Origin of the sequence: Blastococcus sp. VKM Ac-2987 (assembly GCF_026967805.1) — a bacterium.
Classification (GTDB): Bacteria; Actinomycetota; Actinomycetes; order Mycobacteriales; family Geodermatophilaceae; genus Blastococcus.
The window spans coordinates 1,073,568-1,095,773 of record NZ_JAPVBG010000001.1; the positions used below are offsets into that span (position 1 = coordinate 1,073,568).

At 73.7% G+C, this 22,206-nt stretch carries 21 protein-coding genes and 1 pseudogene; 14 read left to right on the plus strand and 8 right to left on the minus strand.

What is annotated here, in order from left to right:
* Positions 1 to 72: 72 nt before the first annotated feature.
* From O2W17_RS05275 to O2W17_RS05285, 3 genes are all read left to right on the plus strand, one after another.
* Positions 73 to 1,746 (plus strand): nitrite/sulfite reductase, encoded by a 1,674-nt coding sequence (locus tag O2W17_RS05275; RefSeq protein WP_269191345.1) that lies wholly within the window; start codon positions 73 to 75, stop codon positions 1,744 to 1,746.
* Positions 1,747 to 1,909: 163 nt separating this feature from the next.
* Entirely contained in the window at positions 1,910 to 2,635 is a 726-nt protein-coding gene (locus tag O2W17_RS05280; protein ID WP_269191346.1) for a phosphoadenylyl-sulfate reductase, read from the plus strand.
* Positions 2,636 to 2,659: 24 nt separating this feature from the next.
* The gene (locus tag O2W17_RS05285) at positions 2,660 to 2,950 is read left to right on the plus strand and encodes a 4a-hydroxytetrahydrobiopterin dehydratase (RefSeq protein ID WP_269191347.1); all 291 of its coding nucleotides are present in this window, start codon (positions 2,660 to 2,662) and stop codon (positions 2,948 to 2,950) included.
* Between the two features lie 82 nt (positions 2,951 to 3,032).
* Here O2W17_RS05285 and O2W17_RS05290 read toward each other — a convergent pair whose 3' ends face one another.
* From O2W17_RS05290 to O2W17_RS05300, 3 genes are all read right to left on the minus strand, one after another.
* The gene (locus O2W17_RS05290; RefSeq protein WP_269191348.1) at positions 3,033 to 5,291 is read right to left on the minus strand and encodes a PhoX family protein; all 2,259 of its coding nucleotides are present in this window, start codon (positions 5,289 to 5,291) and stop codon (positions 3,033 to 3,035) included.
* A 110-nt stretch (positions 5,292 to 5,401) separates the two neighbouring features.
* The gene (locus O2W17_RS05295) at positions 5,402 to 5,806 is read right to left on the minus strand and encodes a DUF3037 domain-containing protein (protein ID WP_269191349.1); all 405 of its coding nucleotides are present in this window, start codon (positions 5,804 to 5,806) and stop codon (positions 5,402 to 5,404) included.
* Entirely contained in the window at positions 5,803 to 6,654 is an 852-nt protein-coding gene (locus O2W17_RS05300) for a HipA family kinase (RefSeq protein WP_269191350.1), read from the minus strand. Before O2W17_RS05300 ends, O2W17_RS05295 begins: the two co-directional genes overlap by 4 nt.
* Before the next feature lie 147 nt (positions 6,655 to 6,801).
* Between O2W17_RS05300 and O2W17_RS05305 the strand changes: the two genes are divergently transcribed.
* From O2W17_RS05305 to O2W17_RS05315, 3 genes are read left to right on the plus strand one after another with little or no spacing between them, the layout of a single operon-like run.
* Entirely contained in the window at positions 6,802 to 7,968 is a 1,167-nt protein-coding gene (locus tag O2W17_RS05305) for a putative bifunctional diguanylate cyclase/phosphodiesterase (RefSeq protein ID WP_269191351.1), read from the plus strand.
* On the plus strand, positions 7,965 to 8,360 hold the full coding sequence (locus O2W17_RS05310) for an EAL domain-containing protein (RefSeq protein WP_269191352.1): 396 nt from the start codon (positions 7,965 to 7,967) through the stop codon (positions 8,358 to 8,360). The genes O2W17_RS05305 and O2W17_RS05310 overlap by 4 nt, the downstream gene beginning before the upstream one ends.
* Positions 8,361 to 8,401: 41 nt before the next feature.
* Positions 8,402 to 8,947, plus strand: coding sequence for a DUF1990 family protein (locus O2W17_RS05315; protein ID WP_269191353.1), 546 nt, complete (start codon positions 8,402 to 8,404; stop codon positions 8,945 to 8,947).
* Positions 8,948 to 8,970: 23 nt separating this feature from the next.
* Here the strand turns inward: O2W17_RS05315 and O2W17_RS05320 are convergent, their stop codons facing one another.
* Positions 8,971 to 9,801, minus strand: coding sequence for a formate/nitrite transporter family protein (locus tag O2W17_RS05320; protein WP_269191354.1), 831 nt, complete (start codon positions 9,799 to 9,801; stop codon positions 8,971 to 8,973).
* 268 nt (positions 9,802 to 10,069) lie between these two features.
* Between O2W17_RS05320 and O2W17_RS05325 the strand changes: the two genes are divergently transcribed.
* From O2W17_RS05325 to O2W17_RS05345, 5 genes are all read left to right on the plus strand, one after another.
* Positions 10,070 to 11,056 carry an ABC transporter ATP-binding protein gene (locus O2W17_RS05325; RefSeq protein WP_269191355.1) on the plus strand — a complete coding sequence of 329 codons (987 nt, stop codon included), beginning with the start codon at positions 10,070 to 10,072 and terminating at the stop codon, positions 11,054 to 11,056.
* Positions 11,056 to 11,883, plus strand: a complete 828-nt coding sequence (locus O2W17_RS05330; protein ID WP_269191356.1) for an ABC transporter permease — start codon at positions 11,056 to 11,058, stop codon at positions 11,881 to 11,883. Before O2W17_RS05325 ends, O2W17_RS05330 begins: the two co-directional genes overlap by 1 nt.
* 38 nt (positions 11,884 to 11,921) lie before the next feature.
* On the plus strand, positions 11,922 to 13,121 hold the full coding sequence (locus O2W17_RS05335; protein ID WP_269191357.1) for a sensor histidine kinase: 1,200 nt from the start codon (positions 11,922 to 11,924) through the stop codon (positions 13,119 to 13,121).
* Complete coding sequence (locus O2W17_RS05340; RefSeq protein ID WP_269191358.1) at positions 13,118 to 13,723, plus strand: response regulator transcription factor; 606 nt, start codon at positions 13,118 to 13,120, stop codon at positions 13,721 to 13,723. Before O2W17_RS05335 ends, O2W17_RS05340 begins: the two co-directional genes overlap by 4 nt.
* 165 nt (positions 13,724 to 13,888) lie before the next feature.
* Positions 13,889 to 15,346 carry a M1 family metallopeptidase gene (locus tag O2W17_RS05345; RefSeq protein WP_269191359.1) on the plus strand — a complete coding sequence of 486 codons (1,458 nt, stop codon included), beginning with the start codon at positions 13,889 to 13,891 and terminating at the stop codon, positions 15,344 to 15,346.
* Between the two features lie 42 nt (positions 15,347 to 15,388).
* On the opposite strand, the gene O2W17_RS05350 is transcribed toward O2W17_RS05345, so the two are convergent.
* Together O2W17_RS05350 and O2W17_RS05355 are read right to left on the minus strand one after the other, a co-directional pair.
* Positions 15,389 to 16,126 (minus strand): FAD-binding oxidoreductase, encoded by a 738-nt coding sequence (locus O2W17_RS05350; protein ID WP_269191360.1) that lies wholly within the window; start codon positions 16,124 to 16,126, stop codon positions 15,389 to 15,391.
* Positions 16,119 to 16,727 (minus strand): sulfite oxidase-like oxidoreductase, encoded by a 609-nt coding sequence (locus tag O2W17_RS05355; protein ID WP_269191361.1) that lies wholly within the window; start codon positions 16,725 to 16,727, stop codon positions 16,119 to 16,121. The genes O2W17_RS05350 and O2W17_RS05355 overlap by 8 nt, the downstream gene beginning before the upstream one ends.
* 155 nt (positions 16,728 to 16,882) lie before the next feature.
* Here O2W17_RS05355 and O2W17_RS05360 point away from each other — a divergent pair, with 155 nt between their 5' ends.
* From O2W17_RS05360 to O2W17_RS05370, 3 genes are read left to right on the plus strand one after another with little or no spacing between them, the layout of a single operon-like run.
* Positions 16,883 to 17,593 (plus strand): succinate dehydrogenase cytochrome b subunit, encoded by a 711-nt coding sequence (locus tag O2W17_RS05360; RefSeq protein ID WP_269191362.1) that lies wholly within the window; start codon positions 16,883 to 16,885, stop codon positions 17,591 to 17,593.
* Positions 17,594 to 17,605: 12 nt separating this feature from the next.
* On the plus strand, positions 17,606 to 19,552 hold the full coding sequence (locus O2W17_RS05365) for a fumarate reductase/succinate dehydrogenase flavoprotein subunit (RefSeq protein WP_269191363.1): 1,947 nt from the start codon (positions 17,606 to 17,608) through the stop codon (positions 19,550 to 19,552).
* A gap of 23 nt (positions 19,553 to 19,575) precedes the next feature.
* Positions 19,576 to 20,373: a succinate dehydrogenase/fumarate reductase iron-sulfur subunit gene (locus O2W17_RS05370; RefSeq protein WP_269191364.1), complete on the plus strand. Its 798-nt coding sequence runs from the start codon at positions 19,576 to 19,578 to the stop codon at positions 20,371 to 20,373.
* A gap of 136 nt (positions 20,374 to 20,509) precedes the next feature.
* Here the strand turns inward: O2W17_RS05370 and O2W17_RS05380 are convergent.
* A pseudogene (locus O2W17_RS05380) lies at positions 20,510 to 21,894 on the minus strand (putative bifunctional diguanylate cyclase/phosphodiesterase).
* A 4-nt stretch (positions 21,895 to 21,898) separates the two neighbouring features.
* Positions 21,899 to 22,096, minus strand: a complete 198-nt coding sequence (locus tag O2W17_RS05385) for a hypothetical protein (protein ID WP_269191367.1) — start codon at positions 22,094 to 22,096, stop codon at positions 21,899 to 21,901.
* Positions 22,097 to 22,206 lie beyond the last annotated feature (110 nt).

A 22,206-nucleotide genomic window follows, 5' to 3' on the forward strand; every position in this document is an offset into this window, starting at 1 on the left:
CCCGATCCAGCAGCGCCCCGCACCCCCGGCCAGCTGCCGGGCGGACGGCGAGCGCAGGAAGAAGTACGCCACGTGAGCACCCCCACCCGTACCAGCAACCGGCCGCAGCGCGGTCAGGGTCAGTGGGCGCTGGGCTACCGCGAACCGCTCAACCCCAACGAGCGGATGAAGAAGGACTCCGACGGCCTCGAGGTGCGCCAGCGGATCCTCGACATCTACGCGAAGACCGGCTTCGAGGGCATCGACCCCGGCGACCTGCGCGGCCGGATGCGCTGGATGGGGCTCTACACCCAGCGCGCCCAGGGCATCCCCGGCGGCAAGACCGCCGTGCTGGAGCCCGAGGAGCTCGAGGACTCCTACTTCATGATGCGCGCCCGCATCGACGGCGGGCAGCTGACCAGCGACGCGCTGCGGATCCTCGGCGGCATCAGCACCGAGTTCGGCCGGGACGTCGCCGACGTCACCGACCGGCAGAACGTGCAGTACCACTGGATCCGCATCGAGGACGTCCCCGAGATCTGGCGCCGGCTGGAGTCGGTCGGCCTGTCGACCATGGAGGCCTGCGGCGACGTCCCGCGCGTCATGCTCGGCTGCCCGCTGGCCGGCATCCTCGAGGACGAGGTCCTCGACGCCACCGACGTCATCGCCGCGACGGTCGACAAGTACGTCGGCAGCCCCGAGTTCAGCAACCTCCCCCGCAAGTGGAAGACGTCGATGTCCGGGTGCGTCGACCACTGCACCGAGCCCGAGATCGACGACGTCTCCTTCGTCGGCGTCGTGAACGAGGCGGGCGAGGCCGGCTACGACCTGTGGGTCGGTGGCGGCCTGTCGACCAATCCCATGTTCGCGCAGCGGATCGGCGTCTTCGTCCGCCCCGAGCAGGTCACCGACGTCTGGGCCGCCTGCACCTCGGTCTTCCGCGACTACGGCTACCGCCGGCAGCGCAACCGGGCCCGGATCAAGTTCCTCATGGCCGACTGGGGCCCGGAGAAGTTCCGGCAGGTGCTCCAGGACGAGTACCTGCACGTGCAGCTGCCCGACGGTCCCGCGCCCGCACCGGCCAAGCACGACCAGCGCGACCACGTCGGCGTCAGCCGGCAGAAGGACGGCCGCAACGCCGTCGGCTTCGCGCTGCGCACCGGCCGGATCAGCGGCTCGCTGCTCACCACGATCGCGAACCTGGCCGACGAGTACGGGCAGGGCCGCATCCGGACGACGACGCAGCAGAAGCTGGTCATCCTCGACGTGCCCGACGACCGGGTGGAGCCGCTGGTCGAGGCGCTGGCCGAGCACGACCTGCAGGTGCGGCCCAGCGCCTTCCGCCGCGGCACCATGGCCTGCACCGGCCTGGAGTTCTGCAAGCTGGCGATCGTCGAGACCAAGCAGCACGCGCAGGACCTCTACGCGGAGCTGGAGCGGCGGCTGCCCGACTTCGACGTGCCGATCGGCATCAACGTCAACGGCTGCCCGAACAGCTGCGCCCGCTTCCAGACCGCCGACATCGGCTTCAAGGGCTCCATGGTCCGCGACGACGCCGGGGAGATGGTCGAGGGCTTCCAGGTCCACCTGGGCGGTCACCTCGGCGTGGAGGCCACCTTCGGCCGCAAGTTCCGCGGCCACAAGGTGACCAAGGCCGAGACGGCCGACTACTGCGAGCGCGTGCTCCGCGGGTTCCTCGACCGCCGCACGTCCGGCGAGTCCTTCGCGCACTACGTCTCCCGCGCCGAGGAGGACTGGTTGCTGTGACGGAGGAGCCGGCGGGAAGGACCCGGCAGCTGCCGGTGTTCCACTGCCCGTACTGCGGGGACGAGGAGCTGACCCCCTACGACGGGGAGTCGGCCACGGGGTGGCGCTGCGGCGCCTGCCTCCGCGCGTTCTCCGTCCGCCTGATTGGGACGGGAGTCCAGGAATGACATCGGCTGGAACGATCCGGTCCCTCTCGTCGACGCCGGAGCTCGCCGCCGACGCGGACGCCCGCTTCGAGGGCATCGCCGACCCGGTGGAGCAGGCGCTCGCCGTGCTCCGCTGGGCCGGCGAGACGTTCGGTGACCAGTTCGCGGTCACGTCGTCCATGGCCGACGGGCTGCTGTCGCACCTGGCCTCCCGGGTGATCCCCGGCGTCAACGTGGTGTTCCTCGACACCGGCTACCACTTCGCCGAGACGATCGGGACCCGGGACTGGATCAGCAGCGTGCTGCCGATCACGCTGCACAACGTCACCCCGCCGCAGACCGTGGCGGAGCAGGACCTCTCCTTCGGGCCGAAGCTGCACGACCGCGATCCGGACCTGTGCTGCGAGCTGCGCAAGGTCAAGCCGCTGGCGCAGGCCCTGGCCGGGTTCGCGGCCTGGGGCTCGGGCGTGCGGCGCGACGAGTCGCCGACGCGCGCGGGGACGAAGCTGGTCGACTGGGACGCCAAGCGCGGCATGGTGAAGGTCAACCCGATGGCGGCCTGGACCCAGGACGTCGTCGACGCGTACACCGCCGAGCACCAGATCCCGGTCAACCCGCTGCTGGAGATCGGCTACGGCTCGATCGGCTGCGCGCCCTGCACCCGCCCGGTCGCTCCCGGCGAGGACCCCCGCGCCGGCCGCTGGGCCGGCAGCGGCAAGACCGAGTGCGGCCTGCACACCTGAGCCGCTGAGCGGGAGGATGGGCGCGTGCCGCGCCCTCCTCGCCTCACCCCCGGTGAGCTCGCCGCCGCCCTGCCCGGTCTGCCGCTGTGGTCCGGCGACGGGGACGGCCTCCGGCGGACGGTCGAGCTGCCGAGCTTCCGGGACGCCGTCGCCGCCATCGTCGCGATCGCCGACGTGGCCGAGGAGCTGGACCACCACCCGGACGTCGACCTGCGCTTCCGCCGATTGCACCTGCTGCTGGTCAGCCACTCCGCCGGTGGTGTGAGCGAACTGGACCTGGAACTGGCCCGCCGCATCGACGCGCTGCTCCCCTGACCGACGCCGGCCCCCGCACCGTGCGGCGCGGGGGCCGGGGACCCTGCTCCCACCGCGGGCGGTGGGGAGCAGGGGGCATCGCTCAGCTGCCGACGCGGCCCTCGTCGGGGCGGTACACGACGGCCACGCTCGGCCGCGGGAACGGCCGGTACGCCTGCATGTCGGGCCACCGGCTGGACGGGTGCTCGACCGTCGAGCCGGTCGTCTCACCGGGGTGCTGCACGGAGACGAAGACCGCCCGGCCGTCCGGCGGGATCATCGGGCCGCTGCACTCGGCGCCGATGGGAACGGTCAGGAAAGCCTTGAGGTGACCGCGCTCCGGGCCCTGGGTGGGAACGGCGAAGAGCCCGTCGTTCGCGCCGCCGAAGGTGCCCGCCTCCTGGTTGCGCGTGGAGAGCACGTTCCCGTCCGTCGAGATCCAGAGGTTGCCGGCCGGGTCGAACTCCAGGTTGTCCGGGCACGAGATGGCGCTCACCTGCGACTTGTCGTACCCGGCGAAGTACGTGCCGGGGAACTCCGGGTCGCCGCAGAGGAGGAAGATCCGCCAGTTGAACGTGTCGCCGGTGGCCGAGCCCAGCTCCTCCCACTCGATGACGTGCCCGTTGCGGTTGCCCGGGCGCTCCACGAAGTCCGCCGGCGTGCCGGCCTCCTCGTCGGCGGGCACGAAGGCGAACGAGCGGGTCAGCGGGTTGGCCTCGTCCGCCCCCGGCCGGCCGTTCGTGCCGGTGCGGTTGGAGTTGTTGGTCAGCGCCGCGTAGACGCGCCCGTTGACCGGGTTGACCTGGATGTCCTCCGGCCGGTCCATCTTGGTGGGCACCTTCGACGGGTCGACGACCTGGACGTTCTCCGGGTCGGGGAGGTCGCCGTTCTCGTCCAGCTGCTTGCCGAGCCGGTCGGCGGCCTGGCGGGTGAAGACCAGGACCCAGGCGACGTCCTTGCCCGGGATCATCGACCGGCCGTCCAGTACCAGCGGGATCCAGCGGCCCACGCCGTCGAACTCCCCGTCGGAGGGCAACCGCCCGCTGCCGTCGATCTCGGCGGCCGGCGAGTCCCCGGTGAACCGGGCGACGTAGAGGTCGCCCTCCTCCAGCAGGGTCATGTTGTGCTGGCGCGCCGCCCGGTCGGTGCCCGCCCGGTACTTCTTCTTCGACACGAACTTGTAGATGTAGTCGAAGCGCTCGTCGTCGCCCGAGTACGCGACCACCCGGCCGTCCGCGGCGATCTGCACGTTCGCGCCCTCGTGCTTGAAGCGCCCCAGGGCGGTGTGCTTCTTCGGCGTCGAGGTCGGGTCGTAGGGGTCGACCTCGACCACCCAGCCGAAGCGGTTGACCTCGTTGGGCTCCTGGCTGAGGTCGAAGCGCGGGTCGACGGTGTGCCATTTGCGGGTCGGGACGTCCTCCGGGCTGACGCCGTACCGGCGCAGCGCCGCCATCTGGGTGGCCTCGCTGATCGGCGCGGTCGTCCCGAAGTACTGGTTGAAGTTCTCCTCGCCGTGCAGCGTCGTCCCCCACGGGGTCACCCCGCCGGCGCAGTTGTTCAGCGTGCCCAGGACGGTCCTGCCCTCGGGGTCGGCGCTGGTCCTCAGGTACTCGGACCCGGCAGCGGGCCCGGTCAGCCGGAAGGGTGTGTCGGTCGTGATCCGGCGGTTGCGGTCGCGCTCGCGCGTGGCGCGCCACCGGCCGGCCGGACCGTCCCGCCGGACCTTCACCACCGAGATGCCGTGCGCCATCATCGCGATGCGCTTCTGCTCGTCGGGGATGTCGCCGGCGCCCTCCTCGTCGGCGACACCGGCGAACATCAGCTGCTCGTCGGTGTACTCGTGGTTGACCACCAGCAGGGCGTTCCGGTCGTCGAGCGGCAGCCACCCGATGAAGTCGCAGTTGTAGCCGAACTGCAGGGCCTGGGCCTCGGGCGTCTGCCGGTCGATGCGGAACGGCGGCGCACCGGGCAGCACCGGGTCGCCCCAGCGCATGACCACGCTGGAGGCGTAGCCGGCGGGGACGACGAGCTCGTCGAGGAAGTTCTGCTGGACCGGCTCGAACGTCAGGGCACCGTCGGCGCCACCGGTGCCGCGCTGGGCGGCGGGCCGGGCGGCGGCCGGGAGGGCCGGTCCGGCGGCGACGACGAGCGCGCCGATGCCGGCCGCCTTGAGCATGCTGCGCCGGCTGAACGCGCTCTGGACGGCGTCGGTGAAGGTCGGGTTGTCAGTCGGGTTGGGGACGGCGCTGTCGCAGGCGTTGCCGCACTTGTAGAAGCACGTCGCGTGGCTGCGGCTGCCGTGCCGGACGGTGTTCAGCAGCGGCAGGAGCGTGCGGGCGCGCGGCTCGGAGATCTCGGTCATCGGTCCCTCTGGTGGCGAGGAGGTAGCGGGCCCTCGCACCCAAACCCGCCACCGCCACGAACCGGTGCACTGCCGGTGAACAGGTGGTGAGCGCTGGCCACCTAAAGCGGTCAGCCGACCACGGGGAGCACCAGCAGCGACAGCAGGCGGTCGGCCTCGGCGTCGGGGTCCGTCGTGAGCCCGGTGTGCACCGGCCCCGGCTGGATCACGGTGCTGCGCGGCGCGGTGAGCCAGCGGAAGCGGGAGCCGAGCGTCTCCCGCCCGGCCGCACCGGCGCCCGGATCAGCCGCGCAGACGTCGGCGGCCGCCTGCAGGGCCCGGCCGATCGCCACCGGGTCGGCGGTCGGGTCCAGCGCCCGCAGCCGGTCGACGTCGAGGTGCAGCCGCGAGCCGAGGTAGTCGCGTTGCCGGCAGTAGACGAGCACGCCGGCGTTGAGCGACTCGCCGCGCTCGATGCGCGGCACGACCCGCAGCACCGCGTACTCGAAGGTCTCCCTCGCCCGCGGCGCGCTCATCGCTGGCTCATCCCCTCGGGCGGCGGTGGCCCCAGCCAGCCCGGCCGGTTGGCCCCGACCCGGGCTCGCCGGCGCCCCGCTCCCCCGGCGGCCGCGGCCGACACCAGCCCGGGCAGCCACGCGTCCCGGGCGGCCAGGCGGGCCAGCAGCTGCCCCGCGTAACGGGCGCGGACGGCGTGGACCGGCCGCTCGTCGTCGGCCAGCCACTCGTCGGGCACCTGGTCCAGCACGCTCTCCAGCAGCGGGCGGGTGACGCGGCCGGCCAACGCGGCGTCGGCCGCCGGCACGTCGGGGGCGCACTCGACCAGCGCGTGCGCCGAGGCGTCGTAAGGCCGCGTGACCGCCGCCTCGGCCCCGGGCCAGTGGTGGTGGAAGGTGAGCGCGGCGCCGTGGTCGATGAGCTGCAGCCGGCCGTGCCAGAAGAGCATGTTCGGGTTGCGCCAGGACCGGTCGACGTTGCCGATCAGCGCGTCGAACCACAGCACCCGGCCGGCCAGCTCCGGGTCCACGCCGTCGGCACCGGCCTCGAAGTCGAGCGCGCCGGGGAGGTAGTCCAGCCCCAGGTTGCGTCCGGCGGAGCGCTGCAGCAGCTCCTGCACCTCGTGGTCCGGCTCCCCTACCGCCAGCTCGGCGGCGACGTCGACGGTGACCAGCGCCGGCACCGGCAGCCCCAGCGCCCGGGCCAGCTCCGCGCAGACGACCTCCGCGACCAGCACCTTCACGCCCTGGCCGGCCGCGCGCCACTTGACGACGTACGTGCCGAGGTCGTCGGCCTCCATGAGACCGGGCAGCGAGCCACCCTCGCGCAGCGGGGTGACGTAGCGGGTGGCGGTGACGGCGGGGAGCACAGTGCCGTCAACCTACGCCGGGACGGCGCCGGTGCACGCGCGGCCGCACCGGCCGGGGGCCGTGCCACCCCTCCGGGGGACGGCCGCTCAAGGGGCGGCGCCGTCCGGCCGATCCCCCGCGGAACGACGGCGCCGGAGGAGGTGCGGGTGGAGCTGCCCGAGCGGTCCGCCGGGATCCGCGCGCTCCGCACGCGCGTCCTGCGGGAGGCGCTCGTCGTCGCCCTGGTCACCGTGCTGTTCGCCGCGGCCAGCGTCCGCTGGGACCTGCCCCGGCTGCTCGGCGGCCCCGCGGACGACGTGGTGCTCGTCCTGGCCTTCTCCCACCTGCTGATGATGGTCTTCGGCAAGCGTCGCTCCGACGAGCTCAAGGCCGAGGCGGTGTCCCGCCGCGCGGCCGAGCAGGAGCTCCGCCACCGGGCCCGGCACGACTCCCTCACCGGACTGCTCAACCGGTCCGCGCTGGTCGAGGAGGTCGAGGCCGCCGTGGCGGGGGCGCTCGCCGGCGGCCCGGCCCCGGCCGTCGTCCTGGTGGACCTCGACCGGTTCAAGGAGGTCAACGACACCCTCGGTCACGACGTCGGCGACATGCTCCTGCGATCGGTGGCGCGGCGCCTGGCCGGCGAGCTGCGGGGGGACACCGTCCTGGCCCGGCTGGGCGGGGACGAGTTCGCCCTCCTGCTGCCGGGGTGCGACGCCGACGGCGCCGCGCGGGCCGCCGAGCGGGCGCTCCGGGCGATCCGCCGCCCCTTTCCCCTCGACGGGCTCATCCTGGAGGTCGACGGCAGCTGCGGCGTCGCCGTCGACGGGCCCGCGGCGGACCTGCTCCGGCACGCCGACGTCGCCATGTACGCGGCCAAGGCCGACCGCCTCGGGGTGGCGGTCTACCGCCCGTCGATCGACGCCGGCGCCCCCGGTCGGCTGAACCTCTTCGGCGAGCTCCGTCGCGCCATCCGCGACGGCGAGCTGCTGGTGCACTACCAGCCGCGGGTGGCCGTCGCGGGCGGCCGCGTGCTCGGCGTGGAGGCGCTGGTGCGCTGGCAGCACCCCGAGCGCGGGCTGGTGCCCCCGTCGGAGTTCGTCCCCCTCGCCGAGCAGACCGGGTTGATCCGCCCCCTCACCGAGGCGGTGCTGGACCAGGCGCTGGCCGCGTGCCGGCAGTGGCGCGACGCGGGGCTCGAGCTCACCGTCGGGGTCAACCTCTCCGCCCGCAGCCTGCTGGACGCCGGGCTCGCCGACCAGGTGGCCGAGCAGCTGCGCCGGCACGGCCTGCCGCCGGCCTGCCTGGAGCTGGAGATCACCGAGACGCGGCGATGAAGGACCCCGCGCGCGCCGTCGAGGTGCTGCGCCGGCTGCGCGACCTGGGGCTGGAGCTGTCCGTGGACGACTACGGCACGGGGCACGCGTCGCTGGCCTACCTGACCCGGCTGCCGGTCAGCACCCTGAAGATCGACCGGTCCTTCGTGCAGACGATGGAGCTCGACGCGAGCGACCGGACGATCGTGCGCTCGACGATCGACCTGGCGCACAGCCTCGGGCTCCGGGTCGTCGCCGAGGGGGTGGAGACCCGCGCGACCTGGGAGGAGCTCGGCCGCCTGGGCTGCGACGCCGCCCAGGGCTACTGGCTGGCCCGGCCGCTCCCCGGCGAGGAGCTGCCCGGGTGCGTGGCCGCCCTGGAGGCCCGGCTGACCGCACCCCGCGTGGGCTGAGCGCCCCGGCGGGCTCGGCGCCCGCCCCGCAGACTGCAGCGGTGGGCCTCCTGCGCGCGACCGACCCGGCCGACTTCACCGGTACGCCGCTGAACTACCCCGAGGTGGGCGCGACCGGCGACCCCGAGCTGCCGGCCGGCTACCGCTCCGCCGAGCACGCCGCGGTCGTGGGCACCGGGCCGGCGGCGTTCGAGCGGGCCACGGCCGCGGTCCTCGGCTGGCGGGCGCAGCGCGGTGCCGGGTTCCGGGTGCGCGCCGACGGGCCGGCCGGCGTGCCGGGCACCGTCGTGATCCTCACCGCCGGGCTGCCCCGGTTCGGCTACGACCTCCCCTGCCGGGTCGTCTGGGCCCGCACCGAGGACACCGAGCGCGGGTTCGCCTACGGCACGCTGCCCGGCCACCCGGAGAGCGGCGAGGAGCGGTTCACCGTGCAGCTGACCCCGGAGGGCGACGTCGTCTACCGGATCCGGGTGTTCTTCCGGCTGGCCTCGCCGGCGGCCCGGCTGGCCGGCCCGCTCAGCCTGGCGCTCCAGCGGCTGGGCACCGCCCGGTACGTCTCGACGATCCGCCGGGCCGCCCGGGGCTGACGGTCCCGGCACACCCCGGCGCTTCAGTGACCGGAGGCGACCGCCGCCCGCTCCCGCTCGATCAGCTCCTTGCTCCGCACGAGGCGGATCAGGGTGACCACGAACAGGCCCCCGGCCATGTTGAGCAGCAGGGTGTACCAGAACCAGCCCAGCCAGTCGAAGTAGCCGAACGGGGCGCCGGCGTGCAGCGCACCGAAGATCAGCAGCGAGTCCAGGATCGAGTGGAACAGCACCAGCCCGGCGAGCAGGAAGCCGCCGATGACGGAGGCGACGATCTTCCCGGTCTCCGAGTGCGCGCCGTGCTGCATGCGGGTCATCAGCGTGATGACGCTGCCGGCCAGGAAGGCCAGGGCAACCGACTGGACGTCCAGCGGCGCCTCGACGAAGTGCGTCGCCGACTCGATCGCGGTGTCCGCCAGCTCGGGGAAGGCGAGCACGACCACCCACATGACCAGCCAGCCGCCGACGAGGTTGGCGACCAGCGTCCCGGCCCACAGCTTCGCCAGCTGGGCGGTGCTCGCCCGCCCGGCGAACACCGCGGTGACCGGGACCAGGAAGCCCTCGGTGAACAGCTCGCTGCGCCCGAGCATCAGCGCGATCAGGCCGATGCTGAACGCCAGGCCGGCGAGCAGCTCGCTGCCCGTGGCCTCCAGGACCGCCAGCAGGGCGAGCACGCCGACGGCGATCTCCAGCCCGCCGGCCAGGCCCGTGGCGAGCACCTCGCGCCACCGGCGGTGCAGGCGCTGGGCGCCCTCGCTGACGATCTTCTCGAACGCCTCGGCGACCTCGTCCTCGGCGGGGGCGTCGGTGTCGCCCAGCTCCGCGCGCTTCCGGTCCTGCTCCACGTCCTCCACGGTGCTCCTCCGATCGTCGGACACCGGGACCGGGAACGGGCGGCACGTCCGTCCCGGCCGCGTACCCGGGGGCACCCCGGCCACACCCGGGCGGGACCGCGGCTCACCGGAGCGGCCCATGACACGCGTCACGGGTCGGGCGTGCGGACGACGCCGCAGGTCGTGCACGACGGCACCTGTGCCGGGCCCGCCCGGGCGGCAGCGTAGGAGCTGCGTCCCGGAGGACCGGCCCGACGGCGGCCGGCGGGACGCGCCGAGGAGGCTGCGCATGACCACCGTCGACGACTCCCCCCGCCCCCGGCCCGGACCGCGGGAGGCCGGACCACCGGCGGTGGAGGTCACCGATCTGCGGCGCCGCTACGGCGACTTCGAGGCGGTCCGCGGGATCTCCTTCGAGGTGCACCCCGGTGAGGTGTTCGCGCTGCTCGGGGTGAACGGCGCGGGCAAGACCTCCGCGCTGGAGGTGCTCGAGGGCCTGTCGCCACCGGACGGCGGCACCGTCCGCATCCTGGGCGCCGACCCCGGCCGCGAGCACGCCGCCGTCCGGCCGCACCTGGGGGTGCTGCTCCAGACCAGCGGGCTGCCGGGCGACCTGACCGTCGAGGAGACGGTCGCCACCTGGGCCCGGACCCTCACCCGCCCCCGCCCGGTCGCCGAGGCGCTCGCCCAGGTCGGCATGGCCGGCCGCGCCGACGTCCGGGTGCGCAGCCTCTCCGGCGGCGAGCGCCGCCGCCTCGACCTCGCCCTCGCCCTCCTCGGCCGCCCGCGGGTCCTGGTGCTCGACGAGCCCACGACCGGGCTGGACCCGGAGAGCCGGCGGACGGTGTGGTCGCTGGTCCGCGAGATGGTGCGGGGCGGGACCGCCGTCGTCCTGACCACGCACCACCTCGAGGAGGCCGAGGAGCTGGCCGACCGGATCGCCATCCTCCGCGCGGGACGGATCGAGCTCGAGGGCACACCGGAGGAGATCAACGCGACCCAGCCGGCCGGCATCCGCTTCTCGCTCCCGCCGGCCGCTCCCCCGCTGCCGCCGCTCCCCGGCGTGCGGGTGGTCGCCCCCGCTCCCCGGGTGGAGCTGCACACCCGCGACCTGCAGGCGGCGCTGACGGCGCTGCTGGGCTGGGCCGCCGCCGAGGGCGTGCAGCTGGCCGGGCTGCAGGCCCGGTCGGCCTCCCTGGAGCAGGCCTTCCTGGCGGTCGCCGACGGCGCCGCACCGGCCACCGACCGATCCGTCCTCGAGAGCAGGAGCGCCTGATGCCCGTCCCTCCGACCGCCACCCCGCCCACGACGTCGCCCGCCGGGCCGAGCCGGATCCGGCGCACCCTCGCCCTCGCCGGCGCCGAGACCCGGCTCTACCTGCGCAACCGCACCGCCGTGGTGAACTCGGCGCTGCTGCCGCTGCTGCTGGTCGCCGCCGTCCCGCTGCTCGGGTTCGGTGACGGCGCGGTCCCGGTCGGTCCCCGGCTGCTGGTCAGCGCCATCGGCGTGATGCTCGTCTTCCTGACCTACACCAACCTGCTCACCACGTTCGTCGCCCGCCGGGAGGACCTGGTCCTGCAGCGGATGCGCACCGGCGAGCTCACCGGCGCCGAGGTGATCCTCGGGACCGCCACCCCCACCCTGCTGATCACGGTGGGCCAGGTGCTCCTCGTCGGCGCCGGGGTCGCCGTCCTCGGCGAGTGGGCGATGCCGGTGGACGTCGTCCTGCCGCTGGTCGCGCTGATCGGCGGCGGCGCGCTGATGCTGCTGCTGGCCGCCGCGAGCACCGCCTTCACCCGCACGCCCGAGAGCGCGCAGATCACCGCGCTCCCACTGCTGCTGATCTCCACCTCGCTGTCCGGGCTGTTCTTCCCGCTGTCGGTGCTGCCCGACCCGCTCGCCACCGCCGCGCGGTTCCTGCCGCTCACCCCCGCCGTCGAGCTGAGCCAGCTCGGTCTGGCGGGGCTGACCTGGAGCGGCGATGCGGTGGGCTGGGCCGGCGCGTGGACCGCTGCCGCGCTGCCTCTGGCGGTGCTCGCGGGCTGGCTCCTCGTCGCCGGCGTGCTCGCCCGGCGGGGGTTCCGCTGGGCGCCACGGCGGTGAGCACGGCGCCGGCGCGGCGGTCGGGCAGCATGGGCGCCGTGCCGACCGTGACCCGCTGGTGGGGCAGCCGCTCCGACCCCGAGCGCATCGAGCTCTACACGCGGTGGTCGTTCTACTCGCTGCTCGGCGCGCTCCCGCTCTTCGCCGTCGCGGTGCTCGGCTCCGCCGCCGAGCCGGTGCCGGACCTCGCCGTCGGCCTGTTCGTCGCCGGCGCCGTCGCGACGGCGGTCGGCGGGGTGCTCGTGACCCGCCGTGGCCTGGCCGCGCACCGCCGGGGCGAGCCGCTGCCTTACCGCACCGTCGCCGGCGCCTTCGCGGCCGCGGGGCTGATGGCGGCGGCGGGCGCCTGGGCGTTCGGCACCGGCGGGTCCACGCCCGCCGTGCCGTGGTCGGTGGCGCTGCCCCTCGGCACGGTGCTGACCGCGTGCGCGACGGTCTGGACCACCCGGCAGCTGCTGCCGCACACGGTCACCATCGGGGTGCTCAGCGGCTTCGCCGGCCACCTCGACGGGACGCCGGCTCCCGCGGCCGTGGCGCAGGGGATCGCGCTCACCCTGGCGGTCATCGGGGTGGTGCTCGCCTTCCGGTTCTCCGTCTGGGTGCTCGACGTGGTGCAGGAGACGGCGCGCAGCCGCGGGGTCGCGCTGCAGCTGGCGCTCGCCGAGGAGCGGCTGCGCTTCGCCCGCGACCTGCACGACGTCATGGGCCGCGACCTGTCCACCATCGCGGTGAAGAGCCAACTGGCCGGCGAGCTGGTGCGCCGGGGCCAGCCCGGCGCCGCCGAGGAGCTCGGCGACATCGCCCGCATCGCCGAGGGGTCGCTGCGGGAGGTCCGGGAGGTGGTGCGCGGCTACCGCTCGGCGGACCTGGCCGGCGAGCTGGCGGGCGCGCGGTCGGTGCTGCGGGCGGCCGGGGTGGCGTGCACCGTCGTCGGCGAGGACGCGGGGGCGGGGCTGCCGCCGCAGGTGCACACGGCGCTGGGCTGGGTGGTGCGCGAGGCGGTGACCAACGTGCTCCGGCACAGCCGTGCCGCGGAGTGCACGATCACCCTGTCCGTGACGTCCGAGGAGGTGCGGCTGTCCGTGGTCAACGACGGCGCCGGGGAGGCCGGCCCCGGCCGGGGCAACGGCCTCACCGGCCTGGCCGAGCGGCTGGCCGGCCTGGACGGGCGGCTGTCCGCGCGGTCCGCGGGCGGCCGCTTCCTGCTCGACGCGACCCTGCCGCGGGTCCCCGCGTGATCCGGGTGCTGCTCGCCGACGACGAGAACCTGATCCGCTCGGCGCTCGCGGCCCTGCTCGGTCTGGAGGAGGACCTGGAGGTGGTCGCGGAGGCGGCGTCGGCCGGGGAGGCGCTGGCCATGGCGCGGGCGCACGCCCCCGACGTCGCCGTTCTGGACCTGCAGCTGCCCGACCGCGACGGCATCTCGCTGGCCGCGGACCTCGCCGCGGTCGTCCCCGGCTGCGGGCTGGTCATCGTGACCGGGCACGGCCGCCCCGGCCACCTCAAGCGGGCGCTGGAAGCGGGCGTCCGCGGCTTCCTGCCCAAGACGGTGAGCTCCGCGGTGCTGACCACCGTCGTCCGGACCGTGCACGGCGGTGGGCGCTACGTCGACCCGGAGCTGGCCGCCGAGGCGATCAGCGCCGGGGACAGCCCGCTCACCCCGCGCGAGGCCGACATCCTCGAGCTGGCCGCCGGCGGTGCGCCGGTGGAGGAGATCGCCGCGAAGGCGCACCTCTCCCCCGGCACGGTCCGCAACCACCTCTCCGCCGCGGCCGCCAAGCTCGGTGCGCCCAACCGGCACGCCGCCGTCACGGAGGCCCGCCGGCACGGCTGGATCTGATCCCGGCCGGGACCGCCGGTCGCACCGAGCGACCGTGCGTGTCCGCCCGGTGGCCCCACGCTGCCGGTGCACGACGGCCGGTCCGGGCGGCGAAACGCCACCGCCCGGAGTCGTTACCGTCGCCCTCCGCGCACAGGAGACCCGCGACGGCTCGGAGGAGCAGCCATGTCCCGGAAACTCTCGCTTCTGACCATGACGACGGTGGCGGCGCTCGGTCTGAGCACCGGGGTCGCCTCCGCCGGCGACGATCGCCCCGGTACGGGTTCGCCCGGAGCCCCCGGCATCGGGGATCCCTACTTCCCGCTCGACGGGAACGGCGGGTACGACGTCGAGCACTACGACCTGGACATCCGCTACGACCCCGCGACCGACGTCCTCCAGGGGGTCGCGACTATCACGGCGCGGGCCGTGCATGACCTCTCGAGCTTCAACCTCGACCTGGAGGGCATGGAGGTCCGGTCGGTACGGGTGGGCTCCGCGGACGCGACCTGGGTGCGCGAGGGTGGCGAGCTCACAGTCACCCCCGCCAAGCCGCTGCGCGCGGGGCAGAAGTACGCCACCACCGTCACCTACGACGGCGTCCCGGAGACCATCACCGACGCACTGGGCACCTCGGGGTTCATGCACACCGACGACGGCGCGATCGTGGCCGGCCAGCCCGACGTCGCGGCCACCTGGTTCCCGGCCAACGACCACCCCCGGGACGCCGCCTCCGTGACCGTCCGCGCCACCGTTCCCGCCGGGCTGGAGGCGGTCTCGAACGGCGTCCTCCGGAACAGTCGGACCGCGCACGGGTGGACCACCTGGGACTGGCGCGCGAAGGAGCCGATGGCCACCTACCTGGTGACGCTGGCGATCGGTGAGTTCGACCTGCGGGAGTACGTCGCCGACGGCATCGGGTACTGGGACGCACTGGACCCCGACCTGTTCACCATGGACCCCGACCCGGCGACCGAGGGCCCCAGCGTCGGCGAGCTGGCCGAGGGGTCGCTGGCCCGGCAGCCCGAGATCACCGAGTTCCTCTCGGGCGTCTTCGGCCCGTACCCGTTCCGCGCCTCCGGCGGCATCGTCGACGACCTGCCGGAGTTCCAGTTCGCGCTGGAGACGCAGACCCGGCCGATCTACTCCTCGGCGTTCTTCTCCGACCCGGTGAGCGGTGACCTCGTGGTGGTGCACGAACTCGCGCACCAGTGGACCGGCGACCTGCTGCGCATCGACGAGTGGCGGCACATCTGGCTCAACGAGGGGTTCGCCACCTACGCCGAATGGCTCTGGCTGGAGCGGGAGGGGCTGCAGACCCCGCAGGAGGCGTTCGACAACATCGCCGCCGACGCGCCCCCGGAGTTCTGGGAGCTCACCATCGGGGACCCGGGAGCGGCGACGGAGAACCTCTTCGACATCGCGGTGTACTACCGCGGCGCGATGACCCTGCAGGCGCTGCGCAACGAGGTCGGCGACGAGGCCTTCTTCGCGATCGTCCGGGAGTGGGTGGCGTCGCAGGCCGGCGGCACCGTCACCACCGAGGAGTTCATCGCGCTCGCGGAGAAGGTGTCCGGTCAGCAGCTGGACGAGCTGTTCCAGCGGTGGCTGTTCACCCCCGGGAACCCGACCGCGGCCGGCTGACGCCGGCTGCCGTCCGAGCGGCCGGGGGGCCGGCCTGGCTCCTCAGCCGCTCGGACCGAACTGCTCCACCCGGATGTCCGCCGCCGGGATGCCCAGGGTCTCGAGCAGCCGGGTGGCCGCGCCGGCGAACGCGGCCGAGCCGCAGACGAAGGCGGTCTGCCCCGGTTCCCACAGCGGGACGAGGTCGGCCGCGGTGAGCCGGCCGGCCGGGCGGATGCCGCTCGGCTCCCGCGTCGTGGCGATCAGCGCCCCGGCGTCGTGGAGCTCGTCGGCGTAGGGCAGCAGCTCCAGCGCCCGGACGGAGACCGCCGTACGGAGCAGGTCGGCCCGCCCGAGCGCGCGCGCCGTGCGCAGCATCGACACGAAGGGGACGACGCCGCTGCCGCCGGCGACCAGCAGCGCCGGGGTCGTCCCGTCCCAGACGAACCACCCCCCGATCGGGCCGCGCACCTCGAGCTCGTCCCCGGGCTCGACGACGTCGGCGAGGTGGGTGGAGACCTCGCCGTCGTCCAGCCGCTCGACGAACAGCTCCACCAGCGGGTCGCCGGGCGCCGACGCGACCGAGTAGGACCGCTGCGCGGTGTAGCCGTCGGGCGCGGTCAGCCGGACGACGTAGTGCTGCCCGGGGAGGTGGTCGATCCGGTCGGCCACGTCGAGCCGCAGCTGCACCGAGCGGGGCACCGGACGGCGGACGCCCGCGACGGTGGCGGTGCGCCAGCCACCGGTGGGCGCACCGGCGACGCCGGCGCCCAGCACGACCGGGTCCAGGGCCTCAGTCACCCTGGTACCGCTGCTGCCGCCACGGGTCCCCGCGGTCGTGGTAGCCGTTCTGCTCCCAGAAGCCCGGCTGGTCGCGGACCAGCAGGGTCAGCTTGTGGATCCACTTGGCGCTCTTCCAGAAGTACAGGTGCGGGACCAGCAGCCGGACCGGCCCGCCGTGCTCCGGGGTCAGCGGGCGACCGTCGAAGTCCCAGACCAGCCAGGCCTTCCCCCCGGTGACGTCGGCCAGCGGCAGGTTCGTCGTGTACCCCGTCTTGGACGTCGCCATCACGAAGTGCGCCTCGGCCGTCGGCCGCGCCGCCTCCAGCAGCGTGTCGACGCTGATCCCGGAGAACCGGGTGTCGAACTTCGACCACGTGGTGACGCAGTGGATGTCGCCGCGGTACTCCGCGAGCGGCAGCCGGTGGGCCTCGTCCCAGGACCACGTCGTCGGCGACTCCACCCTCCCGTCGACGGTGATGCTCCAGGACTCGGGAGCGATGCGGGGGGTCGGCTCGGCGGTGAGCACCGGCCAGTCGCTGCCGACGTCGTACTGACCGGGGGGCAGCCGCGTGTCGCGCTCGCGACGGCGGCCGAGGAAACCACGCGTGGGGGTGGGCACGAGCACACGATCCCCTACCGCGGGCCGCTGGACCACCGTCACGCCTTCGACGTGCGCGGATACCCGCGGAACCCCTCTGACCTGCGGTGAGGGTCCCCTTACATGAGGTGTGTCACCTCGCGTTTGGTTGGTGGCAAGCACCGTGTGGTCCTAGCGTGGCACTTGTGGTGACGGTGGAGCACGCGCAGCGCAGGACCCCGAAAGTTGCGAAGACCAACTCGGTCTTCAAGAAGGCCGTCATGGCGGTCACCGGCATCATCATGGTGCTGTACCTGATCGCGCACGTGATCGGGAACCTGAAGGCCTTCTCCGGTGCCGAGGCGTTCAACTCGTACTCGGGCTGGATCCGGACGGTCGGCAACCCGGCGCTGCCGGGTGAGACCACGCTCTGGGTCATCCGGATCGTGCTGCTGGTCGCGGTGGTGGCGCACTTCTGGGCCGCCGTGTCGCTGTGGCGCCAGGCCAAGCGGGCCCGCCCCCAGGGCTACGTGACCAAGAAGGCCACGGCGCAGAGCTACGCCTCGCGCACGATGCGCTGGGGCGGGGTGATCATCGGCGCCTTCATCATCTACCACATCCTCGACCTCACCCTGGGGACGGTGAACGCCGAGGGCTTCGACAGCACGCCGTACGAGCGGCTCGTCGCCAGCTTCCAGAACCCCTTCGTCACGATCTTCTACGCCATCTCGGTGATCCTCCTGGGCATGCACCTCCGGCACGGCATCTGGAGCGCCACGCAGACCCTGGGGCAGAGCAACCGCCGCCGCGAGAAGACCGTCAGCCTCTTCGCCGTGGCGTTCGCGACCGCCATCACCCTCGGCTTCCTGCTCGTGCCCCTGTCCGTCCTCTTCGGGCTCATCGACTAAGGAGCTCCCCAGATGTCTCTCGAGCTTTTCACCGAAGGCGAGCCGATCGCCGACACCAAGGCCCCGACCGACGTGCCGATCGGCGAGCGCTGGAGCGAGCGCCAGTTCCGCGGTCGGCTGGTGAACCCGACCAACCGTCGGAAGATGACGATCATCGTCGTCGGCACCGGCCTGGCCGGCGGCTCGGCCGCCGCCACGCTCGGCGAGGCAGGCTACCGGGTCAAGTCGTTCTGGTACCAGGACAGCCCGCGCCGTGCGCACAGCGTCGCCGCCCAGGGCGGGATCAACGCCGCCAAGAACTACCGCAACGACGGCGACAGCGTGCACCGGCTGTTCTACGACACCGTCAAGGGTGGCGACTTCCGCTCGCGCGAGGACAACGTGCACCGCCTCGCCGAGGTCAGCGTCAACATCATCGACCAGTGCGTCGCGCAGGGCGTGCCGTTCGCCCGCGAGTACGGCGGCCTGCTGGACAACCGCTCCTTCGGTGGCACCCAGGTGTCCCGGACGTTCTACGCGCGGGGCCAGACGGGTCAGCAGCTGCTGTACGGCGCCTACCAGGCCCTGGAGCGGCAGATCGCCGCCGGCAGCGTCGAGCAGAACGCCCGCACCGAGATGCTCGACCTGATCGTCGTGGACGGCCGCGCCCGCGGCATCGTCGCCCGCGACCTGGTCAGCGGCGAGATCAGCACGCACTTCGCCGACGCCGTCGTCATCGCCAGCGGCGGCTACGGCAACGTCTTCTACCTGTCCACGAACGCCAAGGGCTCCAACACGACGGCGATCTGGCGGGCGCACAAGCGCGGCGCGTACTTCGCCAACCCCTGCTACACGCAGATCCACCCCACCTGCATCCCGGTCAAGGGCGACTACCAGTCGAAGCTGACCCTGATGTCGGAGTCGCTGCGCAACGACGGCCGCGTGTGGGTGCCCAAGGAGCGTGGCGACGACCGCCCCGCCAACGACATCCCCGAGGACGAGCGCGACTACTACCTCGAGCGGCTCTACCCCTCCTTCGGCAACCTGGTGCCCCGCGACATCGCCTCGCGCCAGGCCAAGAACGTCTGCGACGAGGGCCGCGGCGTGGGCCCCGGCGGGCTGGGGGTCTACCTGGACTTCGCCGAGGCGATCAAGCGCCTGGGTCGCCCGGCGGTCGAGGCCAAGTACGGGAACCTGTTCGACATGTACGCCCAGATCACGGGCGAGGACCCCTACGTGACGCCGATGCGGATCTTCCCCGCCGTGCACTACACGATGGGCGGCCTGTGGGTCGACTACGACCTGCAGTCGACGATCCCCGGCATGTTCGTGATCGGTGAGGCCAACTTCTCCGACCACGGCGCCAACCGGCTCGGCGCTTCAGCGCTGATGCAGGGCCTCGCCGACGGCTACTTCGTGCTCCCGTCCACGATCAGCAGCTACCTCGCCGACGGGCCCTTCGACAAGATCGACGAGAGCCACCCGGCCGTCGTCGAGGCGGTGCAGGGCGTCCAGGAGCAGACCCAGCGGCTGCTGAGCATCAACGGCAACCGCACCCCGGCGTCCTTCCACCGCGAGCTCGGCCAGCTGATGTGGGACCTCTGCGGCATGGAGCGCACGGACGAGGGCCTGCGCAAGGCCATCGACCGCATCCGGGAGATCCGCCAGGAGTTCTGGAGCAACCTCAAGGTCGGCGGCGACTGGCACTCGTTCAACCAGACGCTGGAGCACGCCGGCCGCGTCGCCGACTTCATCGAGCTCGGCGAGCTCATGTGCGTCGACGCGCTGCACCGCCGGGAGAGCTGCGGCGGTCACTTCCGGGCCGAGAGCCAGACCCCCGAGGGCGAAGCGCTCCGCGACGACGAGAACTTCGCCTACGTCGCCGCCTGGGAGTGGACGCCGGAGGGTCAGCCGCCGGTCCTCCACAAGGAAAACCTCGAGTACGAGTACGTCCACCTCGCCCAGCGGAGCTACAAGTGACAGCCACACGGCACGACGCCCCCATGACTTCCAGCGTCGGCAACCCCGGCGCCGAGAAGCGCGGGATGAACCTGACGCTGCGGATCTGGCGCCAGCAGGGGCCGACGGTCAAGGGCAAGATGGTGACCTACAAGATCACCGACATCTCCCCCGACATGTCGTTCCTCGAGATGCTCGACGTGCTCAACGAGCAGCTGATCATGCAGGGCGACGACCCGGTCGCCTTCGACCACGACTGCCGCGAGGGAATCTGCGGCATGTGCGGCGTCATGATCAACGGCCAGGCGCACGGCCCGCAGCAGACGACCACCTGCCAGCTGCACATGCGGTCCTTCAAGGACGGCGACTCGATCGACATCGAGCCGTGGCGGGCCACGGCCTTCCCGATCATCAAGGACCTCGCCGTCGACCGGCGGGCGTTCGACCGGATCATCCAGTCCGGCGGCTACATCAGCGTGCCGACCGGGACCGCGCCGGAGGCGCACGCGACGCCGGTGCCCAAGGCCGACTCGGACGCCGCGTTCGACGCCGCGACCTGCATCGGCTGCGGCGCCTGCGTGGCGGCCTGCCCCAACGCCTCCTCGATGCTGTTCACCGCCGCCAAGGTGACGCACCTCGGGCTGCTCCCCCAGGGTCAGCCCGAGCGCAACGACCGCGTGGTCAACATGGTGGCGCAGCAGGACCGCGAGGGCTTCGGCGGCTGCACCAACATCGGCGAGTGCTCCGCCTCCTGCCCCAAGGGCATCTCGATGGAGACGATCTCCCGGCTCAACCACGACCTGCTCGGCGCCCTGCGCGCCGGCGCACGGCCGAAGAGCTGAGCACCGCCCCGTCGTGGTGACGGGGCTCCCGCGACGGGCGGGCACCCATGCCGGGTGCCCGCCCGTCGCGTCTCCCGGCCCCGTGCGGGCTGCCACACCGCGCCCGTGCTGCCCGCCCCGGGCTCGTGGGCGCCGGTCAGCCGACCGCGACCTGCGCCCGCTCGTGCAGCCACGCCTCCAGCTCCTCCGGCGGCAGCGGCCGGCTCAGGTGGAAACCCTGGACGACGTCGCAGCCGAGCTCCGCCAGCGCCTCGACCGTCGCGGCGTCCTCCGCCCCCTCGGCGACCAGCACCAGCCCGGGGGCGTGCGCCAGCTGGAGGGTGGAGGTGACGATGGAGGCGGCGCGGGCGCTGCCGGTCATCGCGGCGATGAAGGTGCGGTCCAGCTTCAGCTCGGTGACGGGCAGGGCGGCGAGGTAGGCCAGGCTGGAGTGCCCGGTGCCGTAGTCGTCGATGGCCACGCCCACGCCGGCTCCCGCAGCCGGCCGAGCACGCGGACGGCCCGCTCGCGGTCCTCCATCAGCAGGCTCTCGGTGACCTCGAGGACGAGGCTGGTCGCCGGCAGCCCGTGCGCGGCCAGCAGCCGGGCGACGTCGTCGGGGAAGGTCTGGTCGACCAGGTTCGACGGGCTGACGTTGACCGCCATCGTCAGGGAGCGGCCCTGGTCCGCCCAGCGCCGGCACTGGGCCAGCGCCATGTCGACGACCTGCGTGGTCAGGGGGGCCATGAGGCCGGCGGACTCCGCGAGGTCGATGGAGGCGTCCGGGTAGAGCAGCCCTCGCGTCGGGTGCCGCCAGCGGACGAGCGCCTCGACGCCCTCCACCGTGCCGGTCGGCAGGGCGAGCTTCGGCTGGTAGTGCAGGACCAGCTCCCCGCGCTCGAGCGCCCGCCGGAGTGCGGTGACGTCCTCCAGCCGGTGCCGGCCGTGCCCGTCGCGGTCCTCGTCGTACACGGCGGCGCCCAGCCGGCCGGCCTTCGCCGAGTACATGGCCAGGTCGGCCAACTGGAGCAGCTCCACGGCGCGCTCGGTGTGCCCGGGCCCGACGGCCACGCCGACGGCGGCGTCGACGGTCAGCTCCATGCCGCCCAGCCGGAACGGCCGCTGCAGGTGGCTGCGCAGCCGCTCGGCCATCGCCAGGGCGCCGTCGACGTCGAGGTCCTGGGCCAGGACGACGAACTCGTCGCCGCCCAGCCGGGCCAGCAGGTCCCCGGCGCGCACCTGGTCCTGCAGCCGGATGGCGACCTCGCTGAGCAGGGCGTCGCCGACGCCGTGGCCGAGGGAGTCGTTGATCTCCTTGAAGCGGTCCAGGTCCAGCACCAGGACGGCGAGCTCCTCGCCGCTGAGCAGCCGGGCGTCGATCCCGTCCAGCGCCTCGAACACCGACCGGCGGCTGGGCAGCCCGGTCAGCTCGTCGGTGCGCGCCTGCCGGCGGCTGTCGGCCAGCGCGCGGACGGCGCGGAAGGTGAGCGCGGTGCTCGCCAGCGCGGCGAGGACCGCCCCGAGGGCCAGCGCGCCGGCCACCGGGTCACCCCGCGAAGCACCACCACGCCCGCCGCCCGGTGGAGGCGACGCCCGCCCGCATCCCGAACATGACGGTGAGCGCAGCGAGGAAGACCAGCTTCCCGCCGGCGGCCAGCGACTCCCCGACGTAGGGCACCCCGAGCGCGGCCAGCGCGATGCAGGCCACCCAGATGCCGGTCGAGAACGCCGCGGTCATCCGCACGGCGCGCAGGGTGCGGTCCGCGTCGCAGGCCTGCGGCGCGTGGTCCCCGGTCGGCGGCGTTCCATGACCACGCGATCGGCGCGGTACGGGATCGACTGAAATGCGGCTCA

Bases quoted from the DNA above. Each gene is read 5' to 3' on its own strand.
- O2W17_RS05330 (WP_269191356.1), top strand. From the start codon at position 11,056: ATGCCCGTCCCTCCGACCGCCACCCCGCCCACGACGTCGCCCGCCGGG.
- O2W17_RS05290 (WP_269191348.1), bottom strand. From the start codon at position 5,291: ATGACCGAGATCTCCGAGCCGCGCGCCCGCACGCTCCTGCCGCTGCTG.
- O2W17_RS05280 (WP_269191346.1), top strand. From the start codon at position 1,910: ATGACATCGGCTGGAACGATCCGGTCCCTCTCGTCGACGCCGGAGCTC.
- O2W17_RS05365 (WP_269191363.1), top strand. From the start codon at position 17,606: ATGTCTCTCGAGCTTTTCACCGAAGGCGAGCCGATCGCCGACACCAAG.
- O2W17_RS05295 (WP_269191349.1), bottom strand. From the start codon at position 5,806: ATGAGCGCGCCGCGGGCGAGGGAGACCTTCGAGTACGCGGTGCTGCGG.
- O2W17_RS05310 (WP_269191352.1), top strand. From the start codon at position 7,965: ATGAAGGACCCCGCGCGCGCCGTCGAGGTGCTGCGCCGGCTGCGCGAC.
- O2W17_RS05370 (WP_269191364.1), top strand. From the start codon at position 19,576: ATGACTTCCAGCGTCGGCAACCCCGGCGCCGAGAAGCGCGGGATGAAC.
- O2W17_RS05345 (WP_269191359.1), top strand. From the start codon at position 13,889: ATGTCCCGGAAACTCTCGCTTCTGACCATGACGACGGTGGCGGCGCTC.
- O2W17_RS05325 (WP_269191355.1), top strand. From the start codon at position 10,070: ATGACCACCGTCGACGACTCCCCCCGCCCCCGGCCCGGACCGCGGGAG.